This is a genomic window from Palleniella intestinalis, from assembly GCF_013166595.1.
GTDB classification, from domain to species: Bacteria; Bacteroidota; Bacteroidia; order Bacteroidales; family Bacteroidaceae; genus Prevotella; species Prevotella intestinalis.
On record NZ_JABKKG010000010.1, the window covers coordinates 1 to 15,480 of the forward strand.

At 42.3% G+C, this 15,480-nt stretch carries 14 protein-coding genes; all 14 read right to left on the bottom strand.

The window, feature by feature from the left end:
* Nucleotides 1-306: 306 nt before the first annotated feature.
* Nucleotides 307-702, bottom strand: coding sequence for a DUF805 domain-containing protein (locus HPS57_RS12045; protein WP_253946549.1), 396 nt, complete (start codon nucleotides 700-702; stop codon nucleotides 307-309).
* 34 nt (nucleotides 703-736) lie between these two features.
* Nucleotides 737-2,773, bottom strand: coding sequence for a tetratricopeptide repeat protein (locus HPS57_RS12050; protein WP_172183431.1), 2,037 nt, complete (start codon nucleotides 2,771-2,773; stop codon nucleotides 737-739).
* A 42-nt stretch (nucleotides 2,774-2,815) separates the two neighbouring features.
* Nucleotides 2,816-3,322 carry a phosphatidylglycerophosphatase A family protein gene (locus tag HPS57_RS12055; RefSeq protein ID WP_172183433.1) on the bottom strand — a complete coding sequence of 169 codons (507 nt, stop codon included), beginning with the start codon at nucleotides 3,320-3,322 and terminating at the stop codon, nucleotides 2,816-2,818.
* 78 nt (nucleotides 3,323-3,400) lie between these two features.
* Nucleotides 3,401-6,088 (bottom strand): calcium-translocating P-type ATPase, PMCA-type, encoded by a 2,688-nt coding sequence (locus tag HPS57_RS12060; RefSeq protein WP_172183435.1) that lies wholly within the window; start codon nucleotides 6,086-6,088, stop codon nucleotides 3,401-3,403.
* A 110-nt stretch (nucleotides 6,089-6,198) separates the two neighbouring features.
* A complete protein-coding gene (locus HPS57_RS12065; protein ID WP_172183437.1) occupies nucleotides 6,199-7,194 on the bottom strand; it encodes a DUF4407 domain-containing protein in 996 nt (331 codons plus the stop codon).
* A gap of 20 nt (nucleotides 7,195-7,214) precedes the next feature.
* A complete protein-coding gene (locus HPS57_RS12070) occupies nucleotides 7,215-7,781 on the bottom strand; it encodes a hypothetical protein (protein WP_172183438.1) in 567 nt (188 codons plus the stop codon).
* Between the two features lie 239 nt (nucleotides 7,782-8,020).
* On the bottom strand, nucleotides 8,021-8,557 hold the full coding sequence (locus HPS57_RS14360; RefSeq protein WP_253946550.1) for a DUF805 domain-containing protein: 537 nt from the start codon (nucleotides 8,555-8,557) through the stop codon (nucleotides 8,021-8,023).
* Nucleotides 8,558-8,561: 4 nt separating this feature from the next.
* A complete protein-coding gene (locus tag HPS57_RS12080) occupies nucleotides 8,562-10,061 on the bottom strand; it encodes a helix-hairpin-helix domain-containing protein (RefSeq protein WP_172183440.1) in 1,500 nt (499 codons plus the stop codon).
* Nucleotides 10,062-10,064: 3 nt separating this feature from the next.
* The gene (locus tag HPS57_RS12085; RefSeq protein WP_253946551.1) at nucleotides 10,065-11,693 is read right to left on the bottom strand and encodes a PP2C family serine/threonine-protein phosphatase; all 1,629 of its coding nucleotides are present in this window, start codon (nucleotides 11,691-11,693) and stop codon (nucleotides 10,065-10,067) included.
* Nucleotides 11,693-12,739 (bottom strand): TerY-C metal binding domain-containing protein, encoded by a 1,047-nt coding sequence (locus HPS57_RS12090; RefSeq protein ID WP_172183442.1) that lies wholly within the window; start codon nucleotides 12,737-12,739, stop codon nucleotides 11,693-11,695. Before HPS57_RS12090 ends, HPS57_RS12085 begins: the two co-directional genes overlap by 1 nt.
* Nucleotides 12,740-12,760: 21 nt before the next feature.
* Nucleotides 12,761-13,426, bottom strand: a complete 666-nt coding sequence (locus HPS57_RS12095) for an AIM24 family protein (protein ID WP_172183444.1) — start codon at nucleotides 13,424-13,426, stop codon at nucleotides 12,761-12,763.
* Nucleotides 13,427-13,431: 5 nt separating this feature from the next.
* Nucleotides 13,432-14,070: a vWA domain-containing protein gene (locus HPS57_RS12100; RefSeq protein WP_216653409.1), complete on the bottom strand. Its 639-nt coding sequence runs from the start codon at nucleotides 14,068-14,070 to the stop codon at nucleotides 13,432-13,434.
* A gap of 70 nt (nucleotides 14,071-14,140) precedes the next feature.
* The gene (locus HPS57_RS12105) at nucleotides 14,141-14,779 is read right to left on the bottom strand and encodes a vWA domain-containing protein (RefSeq protein WP_172183448.1); all 639 of its coding nucleotides are present in this window, start codon (nucleotides 14,777-14,779) and stop codon (nucleotides 14,141-14,143) included.
* Between the two features lie 11 nt (nucleotides 14,780-14,790).
* Complete coding sequence (locus HPS57_RS12110; RefSeq protein ID WP_172183450.1) at nucleotides 14,791-15,462, bottom strand: TerD family protein; 672 nt, start codon at nucleotides 15,460-15,462, stop codon at nucleotides 14,791-14,793.
* Nucleotides 15,463-15,480: the final 18 nt, after the last annotated feature.

The window sequence follows — 15,480 nt, forward strand, 5'->3', positions numbered from 1 at the left end:
CCAATCTCGCAAGAATTCCGAGGGATTTTTTGCAGAAAAAGGCAATTTTTGCGCCTTTCGTTGATTTAAATTAATGAATACGGAGGGGCACACATTATAATATATTATAGAGGAAGGGTGGAAATGATGAAACGCGGGAATGCATGATAAAACATGATAATGCATGGAAAAGCGTGAGGAATTTTATAACAGAGAGAATTATCTGCACACACTCCTGCTAACACATGATCGAGTCCCTCTCCTGATATTCTTGTCAATCCACTGGCAGCCGAGTAGTTTAAAGATGTCAATGACACGAAAAAGGACTTAACTATAAATGTTACGTCCTTTTGGGTCTGATCCGTATTCATTCACGTATTCGTCCCCATCTTTGAAAAGAAGGAGCAGGTAAAAATATATGTTGTACAGAGGTATGAATAATAGAAAATATCTCCATCCTGAATAATCTAAATCATGAAGCCTCTTACATGTTTGTGCTAAAATAAACCAAATTGCCGGAATAATAGTCAAAACCATGAATACCAATGTGAAATCAATGTTATTAAGATTGTAAGCCATATTCAATAATATTCCATAATAAATATAGTATATTATTACACTTATGCCAAACTCCAAGCGCCTGATTCTTCCCTTAAATGAGAATGGGTGTCTGAACATTCCCGTTTTAAGACCGGTGTTTTCAATTTGTTCTTTTGTTTCCATAATTTTGTTTTTATGAGTTAGTTTTCAAAAATATTTATTTCTTCTGTCTATAAGTTATTTTCAGATTCCTTGTTCCATTATCTATTTCTATTTTTCCCAGCTTTCCAAGCACACTTTGTCCCAACAATAAAGGAGCTGATTGATTTCTCACTACAGAGGCTTTGACATTGTCAAGATGAAGATTCCCAAGTTTCACTTCGCGAATATTTATGACTGTGCCTTCAGACACCTCACCACTTGCCGTAAGAAAATGCTGCTTGCCTATGACATCAGACGAAGACAGATATCCGTTCTTCAGCATGAACGTGGCTTCTACGGATGAAAGGGTTACGGTTGATGCACCAGTGTCAAAGATGAAATGAAGCGGCAGGCCATTGATGGTGCATCTCACCTTATACATCTCACCTTCTTTTGAGAAAGGAATTTCTTCTGTTCTCTCTTCGTATGCCAAGTCATCCATGTCATCACCGGATGTTTCCTGAGGATGTTTTTCCTCGTATTCTTCAATCAGTTTCATGAATTCCTTTTCATTGCGGATGTAGTTAAGGTCTCTATCTCGCTTTATGTGGGCAAATCTTCTGAAACCAGTTTCCAATGCCTTACGCAGATAGTTAATGGCTTTCTCCTTTTCTCCCATAATGGAATAAAGGCAGGCTGCATCATAATAATTATCCTTGGCATCTTTTTTCAGCATGGTATCCATTAGGGAAATGGCCTTTTCCTTGTCCCCCAGATAGTAATAGGCATAATGGGCACACTCTGTCTTATCAGCGATGGTGTCACGCTTTATGACTTGCCGGAAATCCTCCTCTGCGGCTTTTGCATTCCCTTTCAGGCGGAGGAGCACACCACGATTAAGATAGCTGTATGCATATTCCGGCATTAAGGTAATACACATAGTATAATCCTCAATGGCTCCGTCTATATCACCTGAGTGGTCTTTGAACCAGCCACGGCGGTAATAGGCAAAACCTGAGTCAGGGTTCTTTTCCAAATAGACACTCATAGTTTCCACCGCTTCTTTTGACAGTTCCATGTCGTTTTCAATATTAGCCTTCATGAAAATATAGTCAGTATCGGTGGAATCTAAACTTATGGCCTGATTGCAATAAGCCAGCGCTTTCCCAAATTCTCCGCAACCATTATAGCAATTAGCAATGCGATAAGCAATAGCCGGATTACGTTCCTTTTCCAAAGCCTTTTTATATGCAACTATAGCATCATCGTATTTGTCGACTCGTTCACATGCAACTCCAAGATAATAAAACCATGAATAGTCGTTCGGTTCTTTGATGGTTTGGACTTTTAGCTTGGCAGTCGTCTGGACAAATGCAGTGTCGGCCAACTGCTGCAACAGGTAGAACGCTTTATTGTCACCATCAATGGATAATGCTGTAATAACATCGTCTATGGCTTTGTCATGCTGCTTTTTGCCTATATAGCTTTCTGCCCTAAAAGAATATCCGGAGGAATAATCTGCAGCAAGCCTGATTACATGGTCAAACTGTCGGATAGCATCATCCCATTTCTCCTGAGCATTGGCATTACGGCCAATACCCATATACCCCATGACATCACCTTCGTCCAATTCCACCATCTTGCGGTAGTCCGCATCGGCAAGGTCGTATTTACACTGTTCGTAATATATTTGGGCTCTGTCATTGTAGAGTTCTCTGTTTGCTGGGTTTACCTTTACGGCAGCGGAATAATCCCTAATGGCATGGACGGTGTCTTCCAGACAAAGGTTGACCTTCGCTCTCATTGAGTAGGCGAATGCTACATACTCCTTGTCCTTGGAAGGAATCTTCTTTATGGCGACATTTGCTGCGGTCAATGCTTGTCCATACTGTTCCTCGTAAATATAAATCCATGCCAAAAGCGTCTGTGCATATCCATTGTCAGGATGCTCCTTAATCTCTTTGTTAAGATATTCGAGAGCTTCTTCAGGATTATTATTGTTTATGGCTTCTACGCCTCGTTTATAGTTATAGCTGTCAGGCCTGTTGAACTTCTGTGCCCAAACAGATGTTGAGCATAATGTGATAAATAGGATGATAATCTTTGTACGCATGATGATCTGTATTTTAATATTGTATCTTGGTATATTCATTATTCAGAGCATTATGAATTTTATGCCGTAGAGGATAATGAGTGCATACACTCCTGCCAGCACATCATCGAGCATCACGCCCCACCCTCCCCTGACATTCCTGTCAATCCATCGACAGCCGAGTGGTTTGAAGATGTCGATGATACGGAAAAGGGCGAACCCAAGGAATGCCATAAGCAATGTGTTGTCGCCACAAGGAGCGACAAGGCAAGGAATCCACACACCGATAAACTCATCAATGTTCACCGTGCGAGGGTCTTGCCCCCAGTATCTTTCCATGATGTTTGAAGTCCATACACCGACAATGAAGTTACAGACAATCAACATTCCTGTAACCGGCAGAATAATATCCACAGGGAGTGTGAGATAAAGTCCGTACCACACTGCCAGTGCAAGCAGTGCTCCCCATGTACCGGGCATCCATGGCAGAAACCCTGTACCAAGTCCGGTTGAAAGGATGACATGAAAACATGGAGCTTCTCCAAGCCGACGGTTGTTATTATTGCTCATAATTCATTTATGTGATTAAAGAAAAGTGTGGAGGTATCTCATTGATTATGATATGCTCCACACTTTGTTCCATTATGATTATCGTTTCTTTGTCACCAGATGCCATGCCTCACGTACCCAGAGAACAAGTGAGGAACCGATGATAATGATAATCCAATCCTCGAGTTTCAATCCGCAGACATTGAAGAACTGCTGGAGTCCCGGAAGTTCTACCATTGCCACTTGTCCGATGAGGATTATCACCACGATTGTCAGCAGACCTCCGCATCCTTTGAAATGGAGTGCACTGCGTCCTGTCTCGAATGCACGTGCGTTGAAGAGGTAGAAGAAGTGAGTCATGACGAAGATGGTGAAGAGCAGTGTCAGCTCGTATGTTGTAACATGTCCCCTCTCGCCAAGTTGCAGTGATAGCAGGTCCGAGAGTTGGCTAATGTCAGCATGCTGGAAAATGTAGAGCAGTCCGAGCAACATAGCAAAGAAGAAGCCGCCAACGCCAAAAATGTTCCAAATCATCTGTTTGTTAAGAATAAACGCATTGCGGTCGCGCGGCCTATCCTTCATCACACTGTCCGAAGGTGGCAGCGAAGCCAACGCCATAGCGGCGAAAGTGTCCATGATGAGGTTTATCCACAACATCTGGGTCACAGTCAGCGGGCTCTCTGTTCCCATGAATGCACCGCAGAGTACAAGGAAGCAGGCTGTCACGTTAACGGTAAGCTGGAAGAGCAGGAAGCGCTGAATGTTCTGATACAGTGAACGTCCCCACATCACTGCCTTGCCGATGGATGAGAATGAGTTGTCGATGATGGTAATGTCGGAAGCCTCTTTTGCCACTGATGTTCCGTCGCCCATTGACAGTCCGACATGAGCTGTGTGTAATGCCGGTGCATCGTTTGTACCGTCACCTGTCACAGCAACCACCTGATTCAGTTTCTGAAGAGTCTCTACAAGGCGTTTCTTGTCCATCGGACGTGCACGGGCAATTATCTTCAGGTCAATAACGCGGTCAAGAAGCTGTTCGTCAGAGAGAGCGGCAAATTCCGGACCGGTGATTATGTTGCATTCTTTGTCAGCGTCTGTCCACAGACCAATCTGACGGCCAATCTCCTTTGCTGTTCCCGGAGTGTCACCTGTTACAACCTTAACGCTGATACCGGCATCAAGGCATTCTTTCACAGCGTCAGGCACATCAGCACGGATTGGGTCGGCAATTGCTGCAATGCCTATGAAATGCAGTGAGTTGGCAACAACCTTTCCATCTGTTACCGCCTTGCCGCCATCTTCAAGCACTTGGTAAGCGAAACCAAGTGTACGCATAGCACGGTTCTGGTAAGCAAGCAGTTGCGCATCGACAGTATGCTTGTCAGCATCCGAAGTTTTGCAGAGAGAGTATATGATCTCCGGAGCACCTTTTACATAAAGTACTTTCTTGCCGGTAAGAGCGGCTGATTCAACCACAGTAGCCATATACTTACGTTCAGTGGAGAAAGGAATCTCATCCACAATTCTTGCACTTTCACGCAAGGTGCGATAGTCAACGCCTTTTTCATTAAGCCATAACAGCAGTGCACCTTCAGTAGGATTGCCGAGTACCTGAAGTCTTTTTGTGTCGGAAAAGTCAAGCGACGCTGTTGAGTTTACAGCCAAACCTTCATTGATGATGTTCTCATCCAAAGATTCGGCATAAACCTTTATTTCGTCGACCTTCATCTGATTCTGGGTAAGTGTGCCTGTCTTGTCGGTACAGATGACTGTGGTGGCGCCCATTGTCTCACAAGCATGCATCTTGCGTACAAGGTTGTTGGTCTTGAGCATGCGACGCATAGAATATGCCAATGAAAGGGTCACTGCCATAGGCAGGCCTTCAGGAACTGCAACGACCACAAGGGTTACAGCAATCATCAATGTCTGCAACACATATGCAACGAAAGGAGCTATCACTTCCATGGAACCGAAACAACCGGTTCCGTTATCCATGAAATACATCACGATACGGCCAATGACAATGAGGGCAGCGAAGCCATAACTGAGCTTTGTAATCCAATCACTCAGACCATCGAGTTGTTCGTTCAGCGGAGTCTTTATGCTGTCATCAATTTGGGCAGCTTCGAAAACCTTTCCCTGTTCTGTTTTGTCACCGACAGCAATGACACGGAATTTGCCGTGGCCTTCCATTGCCTTGGTGCCTTTCATCACGTGGTTTGTAGGGTAAGTGGCATTCTTGTCGAAATCCTTTTCGTCGATGCTCTTGCCGCACATAGGCTCACCGGTAAGCGTTGATTCATCAAGATGAAGTTGCACAGCCTCAATGAGTTCTCCGTCGGCAGCAACCTCTTCACCGGTGTTGAGAATAACGATGTCGCCGACAACCACATCCCTGCGAGGAATTTGAGTGATGTTGCCGTTACGGATAACTTCCACAGGCTCGTCATCGTTCACTTGATTGAGAATGGTGAACTCCTTGTCGGCTTGCAGTTCAAAGTAGAATGCAAGCCCTGTCGCCAACAGAATGGCAACGAAAATTCCGGCAGGCTCAAAGAACACCTGTGCACTATGCCCAAGTCCGAAGTATTCATAGAATGAGATGCCTATGGACAATGCACCGGCAATCATCAGTATTATGATGAGCGGGTCACCAAATTTCTCAAGGAACTGTTTCCACAGCGGGTCTTTCTCCGGTGGTGTAAGAATGTTCCCACCATGTTTTTTGCGGCTTTCGAGCACTTGCGCATCGTTCAAGCCTGTCAAATGATTTTTTTGTGACATTTGTTGGTTTATTTTATTGTTTGTTATTTATTTAATTTCATAATTCCAGATTTAAAATATTCGACTAAATCAGATATGTTGTTTTTTGGCGTTTTATAAAACCAATCTTGTTATAATTGTTCATGGTTTTGATGTTTTAATGTGGATTCGGTATTAAACATTACATTCTTCTTCAGTTCCAATTGATGTTCCACAATAAGTTCATAATCACATTTGCCGTCACCTGTTTTGATTGTTAAAACGAATAGCTCCAAGAATGTAAGGAACATAAACAGGATTGTATAGAAAGCAAGAGAGACAGGACTTTGAGAAACAACAGATAATGTCGCTTCCAATTCTTCGATAAAACCTGTTGGTCGTTTAGTAAATTCTTCACGAACAGTCTTATCAATATCTTTTTTGTCGTTTCTCAATTCGTCCAACTGAAAATTGTATATTTTCAGCTGTTCTTCATTCCCTTTTGCTTGTTCCGCCCTTGGATTGGGTACAACCGTTCTGTTAACACTTTGCACGCTTGTTTTTATAGGTTTTCCATTAGTATCAACTCCTGCAACTTGCTGATGGGTAGAAACTGTGGTTATTGTTGTTGTTGGCTTTGCCTCCAATTCTTTATACAAGGCATCATTTATCTTACTGATAGAATCAATAGCAGTGTTAATTCTTTTTATATCAGCATCATAAACAGATAGACGCTTTTGTATCGTGGATAGGACTTTCTCCTCACGACGTTCTTGTATTGTTTGCTGAATATCATTACTGAATATAATCTGATCAAAAATACAAGATCCCAAAACAGCCATACATATAGCCATTAAGCCTCTCATGAACGTCATTAGCCTTGCTTTTCCAACAGTTAAGATGATAACCCTTTCTATACAAAGAATGATAACCATAAAGGCTAAAGCTACAAGTAGCTTAAATGGAATATGGTCAATACCTATATATCTTTCGGCAAAGCAGTACCCTATAGTCCCCCAAAGTACCATCATAATACACATTGCAGACAACAATTTTCTAAATTGCTGTTGACTTGCTTCTCCACATTCTCTGAGTATAGTATGATTCCAGCCAATGAGGAGACATCCTAATTTCTTTAATGATTTCATGCTTGAACGATTTTAGTAAATTATGCATCCATAAAACTGCCTGCTTTTGCAGCCATTCCTTTTAGGAAACCTCGGCGATATGATTCTATCATTATCATCATTCGAGGGTCGTTATTATCAAGTTGAGATTCCATCTCTATGATTTTGCTGAGATGTTCTTCAAAAGTTGCACGACGGGATTCCATTGCAGAGACGCTGATAAAAAGACAAGCCTGTTTGTAATTGGCAATTTCAACGTCAAGCATTCGTATATCATTTTGGTATTTTAAAGCAACCTGGGTAAACAGTGTCTTCAGGTCACTACGTATCATGCCCTCTTTAGTTGCTTTATACGTAGGGTCTGTGCTCACTAATGCATCATTGTAGCCTTCTGTTTCGTAGTCTTTTCTTATAAAGTTGAAGATTACATCTATAGGCATACCTGTTCCATAAGTGATGGTGACAATCTTGTCACCATCAGGTTTCTCTTCTTGTGCCTTTGTGGGCTCCTCTATATTTAAGTTTTCAGTACTGATGTTCTGAGGAATCATGTCATCTACCTTGGCATCCTTTGCATAATTTGATTTTAATAGGTCGAACAGTTTCATATTCTTCGAATTTTAATTTATTGAACTTTTACACTGCAAAGGTACTATGAATATTGCACTCAATTTTACTTTTCATAACATTACAAGTATTCATACAAAAAGTACTGAAAATAGGTTGCAAGGTTTTATGTCATCACTATTGCCTCTATTTAAATTGATAATTTATTCAATGCTTTAGTCATATAATATGCTTGCACCGCATTGGCTATCATCCGATAGCTAATACTTTTATAGTTGCATTAACCATAAATATTACGGCCTTTAGGATCTGGACCATAGTTGTTCGCGAATTCATCTCCGTCGCCGAATAACATCCATAACATATAGAATGGGATGAGTTGATACCAACCGGAATTATCTCGGTCATGACATCTTTTTGCACCTTGCGCCCATATAAACCAATATGCAGGAATTAGAAAAAGGTACATTATGCCTTCGCTTCCATCAACTGCTCCTACAATAAAGCCTATAGAAATTGCATATATATACATAAGAATATAAGATATTCCATACTCCAATCTTCTGATTCTTCCATTAAATGAGAACGGATTTCTAAACATTCCTTGCTTTTCAGATATAGATTCTGTTACATCGGAGTCCGGAGCTATTGTAGGTACAATTGGGGTTATATCTTTGTCATCATTTTTGTCTAATATGATACCTTTATTAGTATATTGCTCACATGAAATTTGATTGTAATCGGGCATTACGTTGGTTGACCGACACACACTTCCATTAAACAATTTGCAATTGTTGCACTGGTTCGTTATTGCCATATAATTAATTTTTTACGAGTTGAACAACTACTAACCTTCCTCCTTGGCTTTTGTCAAGAAGAATCTGCCTGCCATCGGTTAACGGTACGAAATCACCAATGGGTACATCTTTCTTATCCGTCACATCACGCATGTCAGGCAGACGGCGGTTGATTAATATCCACTGACCATTATGGAAATGGAAATCACCCACAGGACGCTTGTCGTCAGCGCTGGTCTTTTCGTTGGCAGAAACCAAGTTGTTGGAGTGCCAGCGATAAAGCGTCTGTTTGTCATATATCATCAAGCGATAGTTTTCTGAGATATATTTGCCATGAGACGGTGCGTAATAGAAATTGAGTATAGGAAGCTGACCTGTATATTCCTTACTGCAGAACGGACAACGAGGCTTTGTTGTGTTGTCAAACACATACCAATGAGCCTCACAGCCTGGATTTTGACAAGGCTGCACCAAATCACACGTTTTAACCAAAGCCTCTTCCCACTCAGCTGCACTTGGGCGAGCGGAAGGATTATGAAGACCGTCAATAAAAGCTTTATCAAAAAGTTTTTTCAGATAAGGTCCGCAAATGCTATAAGGGTATTTGGCCGGGTCGCCTTGTGGCAATTCGGATTTAGCCAATTGATTAGGTTTGACACAATTTGTCTTGTCCGTAGGATGCTCTATAAACAAAGCCTTGGAGCCATAACGCATATCATCGTCTTTCTGTGGATTGTCAACATCCCACACCTTTCCACCATCCAATGGGTGACGATTGAGAAGGAATGTATAAATCAATACAGCAAGAGCATGGCGGTCGGTTGTTATCTGTGGCAAGTTCTTTTGTGGGTCTTCTATTTTTAGAGCCTTGGTGGCAAGAACCTCCGGCGCGATAAATCCCGGAGTACCAACAACTTCCGGAGGAAATTTATGAGGAACAACAAGACCGTCACAGTCAATGATACATGCATTGCCGGTAAATGGGTCAACAAGCACATTGTTATATGACAAATCAGAATGTGCCAATCCTGCGGCATGTAAGCGACGCGTGGCACGTGCTATTTTCAGGCACATGTGCAAGCGGGACAAGAATGTGCCTTTCTGGTCAGCCGGAACAAACTTGTTCATTAGTTTAGCCGATGCAAACCATTTTCCATTCTTCTCTTGACCATTCTTTATAAATGGCCAAGATGGGTCAACACCATCAAAGAAGAATTTCTTGTCATAAAAAGGAATTACGATACCTGTCAGTCCCTTCCATTCCACGATTTTTATTGGCCAAGCAAAGAAAGAGGTCCAATATTGCCCGATAGTATCGTTTGTGAATATTCTGTTTCGGTGAATATTCACAATATCATTGATACGTGCCTTATCGTTGGCATTTGTCGGTTTGCGGTAGAACGCTACAACATAGCTCTTGTCAACTGAGAAATAGACATCTTTGACACCACCTTGAGCCTTTATTTCATCGTAGAACTCAACTGTTGTGCCATCTGTTGCGGTTAATGTTACCTTATTTGCCATGACTTACTCTTTTGGAGATTGACTATTGTCTTCTATGATTGTATTTGAACTTTCAGGATGGCTTTCATTTGTCCCATCAGCACAGCTTTCTTTTTCAGTGCATTCTGTTTTTTCTGCAATCACATCTGATTCTGCATCTGCTGTTTGAGGTACAGTTTGCACTTCTTCGCCTTCATATAGTATGGCGATTGTGCGGTCGTCATGATTGCCGGGTGACCAGAAATCAAGCCATGCAAGCAATTGGTCTTTAGATGCTTCATTATCGTCCGTCAATTCAACGCCATTCTCTTTTAGGTCATTCCAAAGCGCATCCCATTTGTCCGGATTATTGAGATTGGCATCTGTCTCAAATTTCGGGTCGCTGACACCATCCGACATAAGGAACAAAGCTGTAAAATCATCAACAATTCTAAATCGCAGACGTTGGTAAAGCGATGTTGCATCTTTGAATATTTCTGACATAGTAAGGAATCGTGTTTGTCCTGCATATTCACCTTCATCCGGTACACCAAGTACCTCGGCAGTGTGTGCTTGTCTGTTGTACAAACATATTGCTCCATCACCTACCCAGAATGTAGCAACAAACCAGCCAAATTCAAACTTTTTGCAAATGGCCAATAACAATGTCGTGGCATATTGTTTGACAGGTATGCCTCTTTGTGCGGCTTCTCCATTGATGCTCTTGTTTGCTTTGAATGCAGCAGTTCCGACTATTTTGTAGATGTAGTCACCAACAGCCTTACGAGCGTCACTTTCGCTTTCTGTTTTGTGTTCATTGTATCGCTTGACTGCATCTTCAAACTCTTTGCTGTTAGACAATTCAACCTTGCAATGGTTGGTTGCTTCTTCACATGCTATGCGTGAACCCTCGCGGGAATATTTTGCCGAACCTGCACCGTCTGCTACAGCCATGATGTACCAACCATTGTCCATATGGCTCATTTTGAAATGGTCGTCACGTGGCTTTCCTTCCTGGGCATGGCTTCGCCCACGCTTGCTTGCTGCAACAATATCTTTCTGCATAGTACCATCTGACAATGCTTCTACTTTTACATATTCTGCTTGAACATCATCTTTCTTGTATTTCGGTTCAGGCATATTGTCCCAATCGACAGGTAATTCACGCCATAGTTTTCTTGGGTCTTGGTTGATGATGAATTGAACTTTCCGTTCTAAAGTCGGATGCGTGGTTGGCATTTCAATTCCTGAGAAATGATATTTGAGTGTAAGTTCGAATGTTGATTGGGCTATTGCTCCCTCTTTACGGAAATGCTCAAGTGAAGGTGTCCCTGTAATAGCAAATGACTTTTTATCAGGAGTAATCATCAGCCGGAGTCCGTGCATATACGGCTCTAATCCAATCACTTCATCAATAATGATTTCCATTCCCGGCAATAAAGCGGATGCAACCTTAGGCATCTCAACCGTTTGAGCGTATGTTTGGTTCTCTTTTGCATTAGGCATGTTGAGGTTCCAAACAATTTCGTTTTCAGCCGCCTTTATTTTATCCATAAGATAGTCGTTGTATTGTCCCCATAGTTTATCTGCGATGAAGCGGAGAAAGCTTTCTGCCTTTTCTTCACTCACATCCCCAACAATGGTTTGTATGATTTTATCAATATTCATAATCATTAGCCTCTTCCTCTTGTAATATCCATACCTCCTTCTGGCATTTCTCCCAAAGAGCCTTCCATGCCACACCATGGACAAGCATTGGTATGGCCGTCAGAGCACATGACGTTACCACACTCACATATCACGACGCCAAATTGGTTTCCACAACATGGGCAGGTTGGTACACCTCGCAAAGACATCGTATTGATGTTACGGTTTGATTTGCCATCGCATAGCTCATTATATGCTGCTTCATCGATGGGATAAGCCCCAATGAGCTTGAAGCTTGTTGTTTCCATGTCTATATTGTCAAGACTTTCTATTGTAGAGAGCTTCTTGGCATACTTGATAAGGTATTGTTTCTTGGTATTCGAGCACTTTCCAAGCAAGACAGCAAAGTTCTCGTCAACAACGCATGGTTTGTTGGTATCAACCTTTTCCAGACTGATTCCATTCGTCGTAGCGAGTTGCACATCATCATCTCCGGCATCAGTTACAGAAACGCTTGTTGCTTTGATTGAAGCCGTTATCCATTTGAAGAATGATTTAAATGACATCTCATCTGTATTATTCAGGCGCAATACGTTGTCGGAAATCCGGCCAAGCATCTGCGTGTTGACATTGTCTCCTATGGAAATAGCCACAAGATTAGCCTTACGGCGATATCTGTTGTTCCATCGTGCAAAGGCTGATGTTGGGTCATCCGTAGGAGTTCCGTCGGTAAAGAGGAAGATGATAGGTTTCCAATCGCCCTTCTGCTCAGTTGTAGTCTTTACTAACGATTTGTCCATGTCGTCCATAAGATAATCAAGTGCTGCACCTAACGATGTGCCTCCTCCAATTGGGAAGATTGGAGGATAGAACTTATACAGCTCTGTCAATGGTTGCAGTGTCTTGGCTTTACCGGCAAATGCTATAATGGAGATAAATGCAGTTTCGAGAGCATAAGGGTCGGTGCGCAGTTCTTGCACAATCATTCTCATACCATCTTGAACCTGCTGGATAGGTTCGCCTACCATTGACTCTGATACGTCAATGAGGAAATATATAGGTAATCGTCTCATAATATATTTTTGTTGTTATAGTTATTGGTTTACAGGCCTGTATTCCGGTATTAAACTGCCTGGACTTAAATGAACGCGGCCTGGACCGGTAATTTTCAACATACTTAGTCCTTCTCCCCCAAACACGTTCTTCAATGACCAAGCAGAAGAAAGCTGGCTCTCTGAGATTCCTTGAAGAGCGATGACATGATTTTCATCCACTTCAATGGTTTCACCATATCCCAGTTCTTTAGTTATCGGTTGACCTTTGCAATCAAGAAAGATTGTTGAATTACCGGAAATCTTTTGCAGGAAGACTCCCATACCACCGAGTATTCCTGCAATAGATATTTTCGTGGAGACATGTACAGAGTTGTTGGAGGCTACATATACACCTTTGTTGCAGATAAGAGTTTCGTTTTGGATTTTTATGGGATGAAGACCGCATGAACTGCCAAACACAATTTTCTTGGGAGATTGTGTTCTGTTGGAATAGCGCATCAAGAATATAGACTCACCGGACAACTTTGCTCCAATCAAATTGCCAAGGGCTCCTAATGTACCGGCTCCTCCACCATTCATCATGACTTCTTTTTCTATACCATTTTCAAGATAAATCAAAGCACCTTTTTGAGCATAAAAGTCCTCACCGGAGAGAAGTTCGACCTCCAAGTGCTGAATAAAATTACCTACTAACTTGACATTCATACTTCTCAGATAACAATGTTTATTTCTGCCGGTGGTGCAGGAAGCTCAACTTGGTCAGTGACGCCCATAGTTCGTCCACCTTGTCGTACATTAATTGTTACCCACTGGAAGAATTTCTTGAATGTGTTGCTATCCATTGTGTCAAGGGTGAACACATTATCGGTGAGTTTCTTCAATGGCTCTGTCTTTGCTTTAGGTCCGGCTGCGCAGGCAACAATATTGGTAAATTGATGACGCTTAACCTTTAGGATGGCTTCATCGTATGCTTGTATGTCAGAAGGTTTGCCGTCTGTAAGGATAAAGAGGAGTGGCATCCAATCACCTTTCTGCTCACGAGAACCGATGTTCACTTCTGCATCATATCGCTGACACATAAGGTCTAAGGCTGCGCCCAAAAACGTAGCACCGGAATCAGGAACTTGTATATCCGGTATCTGCAAGTTTTCCAAATCCGTAAGCGGAAGTGTTTGCTTGACATTACTGTTGAATGTTATAATACTTATACACACCGTCTCCAATGCGTATGGGTCAAGGCGTAGCGATGCTATCATATCAGATAATCCGACCTTAACGCTTTCAATCGGCTCTCCCTTCATTGAGCCGCTTGTGTCTATCAGGATATATACCGGTAGTCTTCTGTTCATCATTTTTTAGAATTAATGCCCGAAAGACTATCCTTGTACAATGTCAGGTGGCTTCCGGGCATGGTTTGGCTTATACTACGATGTTCACCTCAGGAGGTGGAGGTGGCAACTCGCTCATTGTGGTGGTTTCGGCTGCTGTTTCTTCTACAGATTTGCTGCTTGTGCTGATACTTGCAGATACCCACTTGAAGAATGCCTTGATTGTTGCACTGTCAGCTGTGTCGAGTTGGACTACATTTTCTGTGATTTGTTTCAGTGTATCTGTGCTTGCTCCTTGCCCGGCTGCACAGGCTACTACCATGCCACACTTGCGTTTCTTAAACTCTGCGAGCCCTTTGCTGATATCATCAGTTGGTACTCCATCGGTCATGATGAAAATCAGTGGACGCCAGTCACCCTTGACCTCAGTTGTGGTCTTTGTGATTTCGCTATCAATCTTTTGTGACAAAAGCTCAAGAGCACCTCCAAGAACGGTACAACCGCTTGCATCGATATTTGGTTGCTTGAAAGCAGCCAGCTCCGTTAGAGGAGTAATCTGCTGAGCTGACGAGTTGAAAGTGATGATACTGATATATGCAGTTTCGAGTGCATAAGGGTCGCTGCGCAATGTGGAGACAAGTGTCTGGACACCATTCTTCACAGCCTCGATAGGCTCGCCATACATGGAGCCGCTGGTATCAAGGAGCAGATAAACAGGAAGTCTTCTCATATTGTTTGGTTTTATTTTGAATAATCCTTCATTACTCTTGCTATTGTCTGGACTATATTTCTATCCTCGAAGGCATCGCCAATAGCTGCGAATTTCCATTCACCATTGCGACGGTAGAGCTTACCCATAATCAAGGCGCGCATTCCACGGCAATTGTCTTTGGTAGCCACATCATATTGTGCGAAGACTGAGTTTACCTTTGTTGCAGTGCCTTCATACATTCTGATTGATGCGTAAGGGATTTCAGAGAAGTCTCCGCTAAACTCATTATTATTGTAAATGTTGAGGAAGAACACAATGGAGTTAGTTTGTGCACTTACTCTGTTTAAATCCACTGTGATAATCTCATTGTCCAATCCATCATCACCATTTTGGTCGCCCTGCGTGTCATCACCTGTGTGATGTAGAGCGCGGTCGATAGAATCAACTTTTCCGTTGGGAAGTCCTATATTTCTATCACCAAAACGATAGAGTGGAGAATAAATGTGGTCTATTGGTTTGCCTTCTGCATCGAACATCAAGCAACTCAAGTCCAAATCGACATCCACAACAGAACTGCTGAGTCCAAAGAATGTCTTTTTGACTATTGCTCCCCAGTTGCAACCCACACAGAAGTTTGTCAGCTTTGCACCGGTCTCTTTTTCGAGATTGATGCGCTGTCCTTTTTCCAGTCTTATAGCCATAATATTTTGTTTTATAGT

Coding starts and splice junctions, on each gene's coding strand:
- HPS57_RS14360 (WP_253946550.1), bottom strand. CDS start 8,557: ATGGCAATAACGAACCAGTGCAACAATTGCAAATTGTTTAATGGAAGT.
- HPS57_RS12060 (WP_172183435.1), bottom strand. CDS start 6,088: ATGTCACAAAAAAATCATTTGACAGGCTTGAACGATGCGCAAGTGCTC.
- HPS57_RS12045 (WP_253946549.1), bottom strand. CDS start 702: ATGGAAACAAAAGAACAAATTGAAAACACCGGTCTTAAAACGGGAATG.
- HPS57_RS12105 (WP_172183448.1), bottom strand. CDS start 14,779: ATGAGAAGACTTCCTGTTTATCTGCTCCTTGATACCAGCGGCTCCATG.
- HPS57_RS12065 (WP_172183437.1), bottom strand. CDS start 7,194: ATGAAATCATTAAAGAAATTAGGATGTCTCCTCATTGGCTGGAATCAT.
- HPS57_RS12080 (WP_172183440.1), bottom strand. CDS start 10,061: ATGGCAAATAAGGTAACATTAACCGCAACAGATGGCACAACAGTTGAG.
- HPS57_RS12070 (WP_172183438.1), bottom strand. CDS start 7,781: ATGAAACTGTTCGACCTATTAAAATCAAATTATGCAAAGGATGCCAAG.
- HPS57_RS12100 (WP_216653409.1), bottom strand. CDS start 14,070: ATGAACAGAAGACTACCGGTATATATCCTGATAGACACAAGCGGCTCA.
- HPS57_RS12055 (WP_172183433.1), bottom strand. CDS start 3,322: ATGAGCAATAATAACAACCGTCGGCTTGGAGAAGCTCCATGTTTTCAT.
- HPS57_RS12085 (WP_253946551.1), bottom strand. CDS start 11,693: ATGATTATGAATATTGATAAAATCATACAAACCATTGTTGGGGATGTG.
- HPS57_RS12050 (WP_172183431.1), bottom strand. CDS start 2,773: ATGCGTACAAAGATTATCATCCTATTTATCACATTATGCTCAACATCT.
- HPS57_RS12095 (WP_172183444.1), bottom strand. CDS start 13,426: ATGAATGTCAAGTTAGTAGGTAATTTTATTCAGCACTTGGAGGTCGAA.
- HPS57_RS12110 (WP_172183450.1), bottom strand. CDS start 15,462: ATGGCTATAAGACTGGAAAAAGGACAGCGCATCAATCTCGAAAAAGAG.
- HPS57_RS12090 (WP_172183442.1), bottom strand. CDS start 12,739: ATGAGACGATTACCTATATATTTCCTCATTGACGTATCAGAGTCAATG.